Source organism: Mucilaginibacter sp. (genome assembly GCF_036383575.1).
Classification (GTDB): Bacteria; Bacteroidota; Bacteroidia; order Sphingobacteriales; family Sphingobacteriaceae; genus Mucilaginibacter.
In genome coordinates this window covers 1-8,018 of sequence record NZ_DASVOB010000326.1, presented here as the reverse complement: position 1 = coordinate 8,018, position 8,018 = coordinate 1, and the positions used below count along the sequence as shown (strand labels likewise).

General features: G+C 45.5%; 6 protein-coding genes. 5 read left to right on the top strand and 1 reads right to left on the bottom strand.

Annotated elements, in window-relative coordinates; genetic code table 11:
- The first annotated feature begins 139 nt into the window (after window positions 1-139).
- From rhaT to VF500_RS11225, 5 genes are all read left to right on the top strand, one after another.
- Complete coding sequence (rhaT, locus tag VF500_RS11245; RefSeq protein WP_330859762.1) at window positions 140-1,219, top strand: L-rhamnose/proton symporter RhaT; 1,080 nt, start codon at window positions 140-142, stop codon at window positions 1,217-1,219.
- A gap of 55 nt (window positions 1,220-1,274) precedes the next feature.
- Window positions 1,275-3,395, top strand: coding sequence for a bifunctional aldolase/short-chain dehydrogenase (locus VF500_RS11240; RefSeq protein ID WP_330859761.1), 2,121 nt, complete (start codon window positions 1,275-1,277; stop codon window positions 3,393-3,395).
- A gap of 186 nt (window positions 3,396-3,581) precedes the next feature.
- The gene (locus tag VF500_RS11235; protein ID WP_330859760.1) at window positions 3,582-4,856 is read left to right on the top strand and encodes a sugar isomerase; all 1,275 of its coding nucleotides are present in this window, start codon (window positions 3,582-3,584) and stop codon (window positions 4,854-4,856) included.
- A 4-nt stretch (window positions 4,857-4,860) separates the two neighbouring features.
- Entirely contained in the window at window positions 4,861-6,246 is a 1,386-nt protein-coding gene (locus VF500_RS11230; protein ID WP_330859759.1) for an FGGY-family carbohydrate kinase, read from the top strand.
- A 231-nt stretch (window positions 6,247-6,477) separates the two neighbouring features.
- Window positions 6,478-7,257, top strand: a complete 780-nt coding sequence (locus tag VF500_RS11225; RefSeq protein ID WP_330859758.1) for a polysaccharide deacetylase family protein — start codon at window positions 6,478-6,480, stop codon at window positions 7,255-7,257.
- Here the strand turns inward: VF500_RS11225 and VF500_RS11220 are convergent.
- Window positions 7,258-8,018 (bottom strand): alpha/beta hydrolase (locus VF500_RS11220; RefSeq protein ID WP_330859757.1); only part of this gene is annotated, 761 nt, incomplete at its 5' end.

Below are 8,018 nucleotides of genomic sequence, written 5' to 3'. Positions count from 1 at the left end.
CCCCCAAATCCCGGTTCAGACAAAATCAACGGCATCAACGCAATCATTTCAAATCAACGGTCACATCCATGACAGCAAAGGACAGTTCCATATTATATAATATCTACATTAGCCTTACCAATATAAACTAATTAAGCGTATGCAAATAATTTTAGGGGTCATCTTCCATTTTATCGGTGGCTTTGCTTCGGGGAGCTTTTATATCCCCTACAAAAAAATAAAAGGCTGGGCCTGGGAAAGCTACTGGATAGTAGGCGGCATTTTTTCATGGTTCATTGTGCCACCGCTGGCAGCATGGCTAACCATTCCAGGTTTCGCCGATATTATAAGTCATACGGATACTGCCACCTTGGGTTGGACATATGTTATGGGTTTATTATGGGGCATTGGCGGCTTGACATATGGATTAGGCGTGCGCTATTTAGGGGTATCGTTAGGCAGTACTATCATACTGGGCTTATGCTCGGTTTTTGGGTCGATAATCCCATCGGTGTATTATGATCTTTTTCCCAAAAAAGGGAAAGACACTTTTACCCTGATGTTGCACACGCAGTGGGGACAGGCAGTTTTGTTAGGCATTTTGCTTTGCGTAGTAGGTATTATTATATGCGGGAAAGCCGGTATGATGAAAGAAAAAGAACTCTCGGCCGATAAAACCATAGCACAGGAAAACAAGGATTACCGCTTTGGTTTGGGTATAGCGGTAGCTATAGTATCAGGGATATTAAGTGCCTGTTTCAACTTCGGTATCGAAGCAGGGAAAACCATGGCCGATACTGCTAACCATGTCTGGCAAGCGGCGCATCCGGGGCAGGGCAACTTCCTGTATTCAAACAATGTAACTTATATTATTATACTATGGGGCGGCTTAACCACTAACTTTATATGGTGTATGGTGCTAAACGCCCGTAATAAAACGTTTGATAACTATACCGATAAGAAAACTCCCCTGCTTAAAAACTACCTGTTTGCAGCACTGGCCGGTACAACCTGGTTTTTACAGTTCTTTTTTTACGGCATGGGCGAAAGCAAACTGGGCAACGGCGCCAGCTCATGGATCCTGCACATGGCTTTCATTATCCTGATAGCCAACACATGGGGCCTGGTACTTAAAGAGTGGAAAGGTGTAAGTAAAAAAGCATTCGCAACGGTATTAGCCGGTATAGCAGTTATTGTACTATCGGTACTGGTTGTAGGTTATGGAAATTCAATTAAGTAAACAATTAAAACAGATCATATAATTCATTAACTCAATAATTCAACAATTAAAATATATGTCGTCGAAAACAACTGAATTTAAACATGTAAGCTATTTGTGGGACGAAGCAAAAGCCGCCGAACTGGCAGGCGATGAAGTAGCCCTGCTTATATACCGCTCCAACCTTTTAGGTGCCGATCTGCGCCTTACCAACTACGGTGGCGGTAATACTTCGTGCAAGCTTAACAGTAAAGATCCTTTAACCGGCAACGATGTTGAGGTAATGTGGATCAAAGGCTCGGGCGGTGATATCGGCACGCTGAAAAAAAGCGGACTGGCAGCCCTTTATGTTGATCGTTTGCGCAGCCTTAAAAACATCTATCGCGGTGTTGAATTTGAGGACGAGATGGTTGAGCTGTTTAACCATTGCATCTACGATCTTAACTCAAAAGCACCTTCAATTGATACACCGCTGCATGGCTTCCTTCCCTTCAAGCATATCGATCACCTGCACCCTGATGCTGCAATTGCCATTGCCGCTGCAAAAGATGGTAAAAAAATAACCCAGGAGCTTTTTAACGGCACCATAGGCTGGGTTGAATGGAAAAAACCTGGTTTTGAATTGGGCTTGCAGTTAAAACAATGTTTGGATGAAAATCCGGGCATCCGCGGCATTATGCTGGGCTCACACGGTTTATTTACCTGGGGCGATACCGCTTACGAAAGCTATATCAATACCCTTGAGGTTATTGAACGTTGCGCCGAATACCTTGAAGAAAACTACGGTAAAAAAGCTCCTGTTTTCGGTGGTCAAAAAATTGAAAGCCTTGACGAGACCGGCCGTAAAAAACAAGCTGCTGCACTCGCACCGGTATTGCGCGGCTTTTGCTCAAGCTATAAACATATGATAGGTCATTTTACTGATGATGCCCGTGTACTGGAATTCATCAACTCAAATGATCTTGACCGCTTGGCACCATTGGGTACCAGCTGTCCCGATCACTTCCTGCGCACCAAGATCAGTCCGCTGGTGCTTGACCTTGCACCGGGCGAAGACCTGAGCGATGTTACCGCACTAAAAGCTCGTTTGGCCCCTGCGTTTGAGGCCTACCGCCAAATGTATACCGATTATTACAACACCTGCAAGCATGATAATAGTCCGGCTATCAGGGATACCAACCCAGTGATCATCTTGTACCCAGGTGTAGGCTTATTCTCTTTTTCAAAAGATAAGCAAACAGCCCGCGTTGCTGCCGAGTTTTATACTAACGCCATCAACGTAATGAAGGGTGCTGAGGCTATCTCTGAATATACTTCTCTGCCACGCCAGGAAGCTTTTGATATAGAATACTGGTTGCTGGAAGAAGCTAAATTACAGCGTATGCCAAAACCAAAGGCTTTATCAGGTAAAATTGCCCTGATCACCGGCAGTGCAGGTGGCATCGGGAAAGCTATCGCCAAGAAATTTGTTGACGAAGGCGCGGTAGTTATCCTAAATGACATGAACGCCGAGCGTTTGGAAAGTGCAGGCGAAGAGTTCAAAAATCAATACGGCAAGGATTCGTACACCACCGCCGTACTTGATGTTACCAAAGCTGATCAGATAAACGAAGCACTTGAAATTGCTGCTTTAGCTTTCGGTGGCGTTGATATTGTGGTGAATAACGCCGGTTTATCCATCTCCAAATCAATTGCCGACCATACCGAAAAGGATTGGGATTTGCTATATGATGTATTGGTGAAAGGCCAGTTCTTCATTACCCAGGCTGCAGGTGCCGTTATGAAAAAACAAGACATCGGTGGCGATATCATTAACATTGTAAGCAAAAACGCCTTAGTTAGCGGACCGAACAACGCAGGCTACGGCTCAGCAAAATCGGCACAATTACACCTGAGCAGGTTGAATGCTGCCGAGTTGGGTACCGACAAGATCCGTGTAAACGTGGTTAACCCCGATGCCGTGATCAGCGACAGCAACATTTGGGCCGGTGGATGGGCCGAAGGCCGTGCTAAAGCTTATGGTGTTACTGTAGATGAACTGCCGGCTTACTATGCAAAACGTACATTATTGAATGAGGTAATTTTGCCTGCCGATATCGCTAATGCCTGCTTCGCCTTTACTGGCGGCCTGCTCAACAAATCAACCGGAAACGTGTTAAATGTTGATGGCGGTGTGGCAATGGCGTTTGTGAGGTAGTTTCAATAACCCATGTCATTGCGAGCGATAGCGTGGCAATCGCACGGAAGCATGGCCGCCATGCGTAGCCGCTCTTTATAGCATGCGATTGCTTCGTTCCTCGCAATGACATAATTTATAAATTTAGTAAGTTCAAGCGCCTACACTTGAACTTACTTGACTTGCTAATCATAACCAATACCAATTATGCAGTTAGAAAAATATAAAATTGATGAAGCCAATCATCAGCAATTAAAAGATCATCAGCGCAAATTTGATTTTGTTGCCGGCGATGTAAAAGATTTGGATACCATTCTGCAAAAACTGATTGATTTTAATATTGCCATTCCGAGCTGGGCATTAGGAACCGGCGGCACACGTTTCGGCAGGTTTTCGGGCGGTGGCGAACCACGCAGCCTGGAAGAAAAAATTGAAGATGTAGGTTTGATCCATGCACTTAACCGCAGCAGTAACTCTATTTCGCTGCACATCCCATGGGATATCCCATCTAATGCATCGGCTGTTAAAGCGCATGCGGCACAATTGGGTTTGCATTTTGATGCCGTTAACTCCAATACCTTTCAGGACCAGGCTTCACAGGAATATAGCTATAAATTTGGCTCATTACATCACGTGGATAAGGCAGTGCGCAAACAAGCTGTTGCCCATAACATTGAGGTGATCAAATACGGCGTTGAGCTTGATTCCAAAGCGTTATCGGTTTGGCTGTCGGACGGATCAAACTTCCCAGGACAATTGAATATGCGAGGTGCTTTTGAGCGTACTTTAGAGAGCTTACAGGAGATTTACGCGGCACTACCTGATGATTGGAAAGTTTGGGTGGAATACAAACCGTATGAGCCAAACTTCTATTCAACCACCATTGGTGATTGGGGGCAATCATACCTGCTGTCATCTAAATTAGGTCAAAAAGCACAAACCCTGGTTGATCTTGGCCACCATTTACAGGGTGCCAATATTGAGCAGATTGTTTCATTATTGCTGATGGAAGGCAAACTTGCCGGTTTCCACTTTAACGATTCAAAATACGGCGATGACGACCTTACCGTTGGTAGTATCAATCCATACCAGCTATTCCTGATCTTTAACGAACTGGTTGAAGGTATGGATGCGCGCGGCATGACGCATGCAACTTCTATCGGCTGGATGATCGATGCATCGCATAATATAAAAGACCCGATTGAGGATCTGATTCAATCTGTTGAGGCCATTAAGATAGCCTACGCGCAAGCTCTTTTGGTAGATACTCCTGCATTGGTACAGGCACAACAAGATAATGATGTGGTGCTTGCACAAGAAATTTTGCAGCAGGCCTATCGTACCGATGTTCGTCCGTTATTGGCCGAAGCACGTTTAAGAGCAGGCGGTGCATTGAACCCATTAGCTGTTTACAGGCAACAAAGCATCAGGGAGCAGCTGATTGGCGAACGAGGAGCAAAAGCAGTATCAACCGGATTGTAAGCCTATGGAGCCGATACCCGTTATTGCCGTTTTTGATGTGGGTAAAACCAACAAGAAACTGTTCCTGTTCGACGAGAACTACAAGATAGTTTTTGAACGCACGGCCCGCTTTTTGGAAACCCACGACGAAGATGGCGATGCATGTGAAAATCTCGACAGTCTAAGACTATCGGTGTTTGACTCATTGCGCGAAATTTTTAAGCATAAGGAGTTCGACCTAAAGGCGGTCAACTTTTCTACTTACGGCGCCAGTTTTGTTTATGTTGACGAGTATGGCAAGCCGCTTACCCCACTGTATAATTACCTTAAACCATATCCGCCGGAACTGGGCAGGCAGTTTTATAAAAACTATGGCGATGAAGCCAGGTTTGCTTTAGAAACCGCCTCGCCCGTTTTGGGCAACCTTAATTCGGGTTTGCAGTTGTACAGGCTCAAATATGAGCAACCGGAGGTTTTCAAGCGGATAAAATATGCATTGCACCTGCCCCAATACATGAGCTATCTCATCAGCGGGCAAATGGTGAGCGATCTTACCAGCATTGGCTGTCATACCGCACTATGGGATTTTGGTAAAAACACTTACCACAACTGGCTGAGCGACGAAGGCATCCTATCCAAAATGGCCCCGCTACACCCTGCAGATAATGTACTTCCTGCCGAGTTTCCGGGCAGTACCTACAAGGTTGGTATCGGGCTGCATGATAGTTCGGCCGCACTGATCCCTTACCTTGTGAGCTTTAATATGCCCTTTGTGTTGATCTCTACAGGTACATGGTCTATCAGTTTAAACCCTTTTAACCAAACACCGCTTACTGCCGATGAACTTAAACAGGATTGCCTTAACTACCTGCAATACAAAGGCAGCCCGGTAAAAGCATCGCGCCTGTTTACAGGATATGAGTACGAGCAGCAGGTGAAACGGATAGCCGCCCACTTTAACCAGGATGAGATCAGGTACCGTACCATAAACTATGATCCTGCTGTAGCCACCCGGTTAAATAATCAACCGTCATTGCAGTCAAACGAAAATGACGGCCTACAGAAATCGGCATTTGAACAGCGCGACCTGAACAGTTTTGCCGACGATGTTGAAGCTTATCACCAACTCATGATCGATATTATTGCCCAGCAAACCATATCAACCAATTATGTTTTAAACGGCTGTAAGGTAAAACGCATTTTTGTGGACGGCGGTTTTAGTAAGAACAGTATTTTCATGCACCTGCTGGCACTTGCCTTCCCTCACCTTGAAGTGTATGCCGCATCAATGGCGCAAGCCACTGCTGTAGGTACCGCGTTGGCTATTCATCATGCATGGAATACCAAAACATTACCGCATGACCTCATCGAATTAAAATATTATTCGGGAGTGCAAAGCGAGGTTGTATAAAGCGCATAACAGGAGGCTCCTATGGAGCCTTTTTATTTTTCCCTAATTTGCTACAAACACGTCGCTCCTATGGAGCCAAAAAACGTTCCAATTAATATCTTTTTGTCAACGCCGTAGGAGTATCATGTTTATAGCTATCTCAAAAGAAAACGCCCGGCTCCACAGGTGCCTCCTCTTCTTAAGCATCTATCAAATCTAAATTCTATATTAGCATCAACCAAACAGCCTTTTATGAAAAGATTGATTTTCTTTTTATTACTCATCATATCAATTACGGCCAACGCACAGCAAACTAAGCGCAAGAAAGCCATCATTGTGCTTACTTATGATGATGGTATCAACTCGCAATTAAACATCGCTATCCCCCAGCTTGATTCGGCACACCTTACCGCAACCTTCTTTTTAATGGGCAACATGACCGAAGCTACTTTGCCCCGCTGGCGCGAGGTGGGTAAAAAAGGTTATGAGCTGGCTAATCATACTTTGTATCACCCCTGCCTGCTCACTAATGTAAAAGCTAACCCGGCTAACAATTCGGCTATTTATACGCCCTATATGATGCTGCGCGAGATCAATGAAATGAACACATTGCTTTTCGCTGTTGATGGAAAAACAGGTAGCCGTACCTACGCCTACCCATGTACTGAAGTTGAAGTAGGCGGCATAAATTATGTCGACACCCTCCGTAAAGCAGGTCTCGCAAAATATGCCCGCATAGGCGGCGGACCAGACGCTGTAATCACCGATTTTAAAAACCTTGACCCGTTAAAAGTACCCTCGTGGGGCGTGTCGGGAAACCCGGTAACCGGCGAAGCTCTGATAGATTTTGTAAAAAAAGTACAGCAAAGCGGCGGACTGGGCATCTTCATGTTTCACGGTGTAGGCGGCGACTATCTGATCACCCCCGCCGATGCCCACAGGCAACTGCTTAAGTATTTAAGCCAGCACCGAAACGAAATTGAGGTAACAACTTTTATGAAAGCGATGGACGAGGTTATGGCTACTAAATAATTAGCCTATCAGACTGACGATGTCTGCTATAACATTATCATCTTTGATAATGCGTTCATGTCCCGGGCCTCCGTATACTTTAGTTTCGATTTCGGGATGGGCGGCAAGAAAACTTTCCAGGAACACAAAAGGTGCAATTTTATCCTCCGGATCATAGGCTAACCAATGCCGGGTAATGGCATCAGCCGGGTATAAATTATCGAGGGTAAAACCAGAAGCATCCATCTCAAACAAGGCCTCAAAATCAATAAAGAATTGATCCTGCAAACCCGGGGCTACATCTGCCGCGTTCAGACTGGCTATAAAATTCTCTTTCAGGTTGATCAGCGGGGCTGTGCTGATGAGCAGAGCAGGTTTTATCCCGGTTTCCTTTATGGCGATAGCATTGGCCATGCCCCCTAATGAATGACCAATAATCACATCAGGTGCACCAAAAGTTTTGATCACTGCTTCGGCTGCTTTGGCAAAGAGCAGCAGGTTTGACAACTCACCTTCCGAGCGGCCGTTGCCCGGCGCATCGAAGGCTATTACCTGCGTACCGGGTATATTTTTCAAGGCGGTAATGAGTTCGGCAAAGTCGGCTGCTTTTGAACCCCATCCGTGGGTGATCATGATCTTGCGGCTGCCTTCGCCCCAGATGAATCCGTTAAATTTCAAAGCCGATTTGGCAAAATGCGGATCGTCAACTTCAAGCGTAAAAGGCTTGGCTTCGTCAAGCAATTGCTGTTGTTGCAAACGCACCGGCATTTTAGGCGAATAGC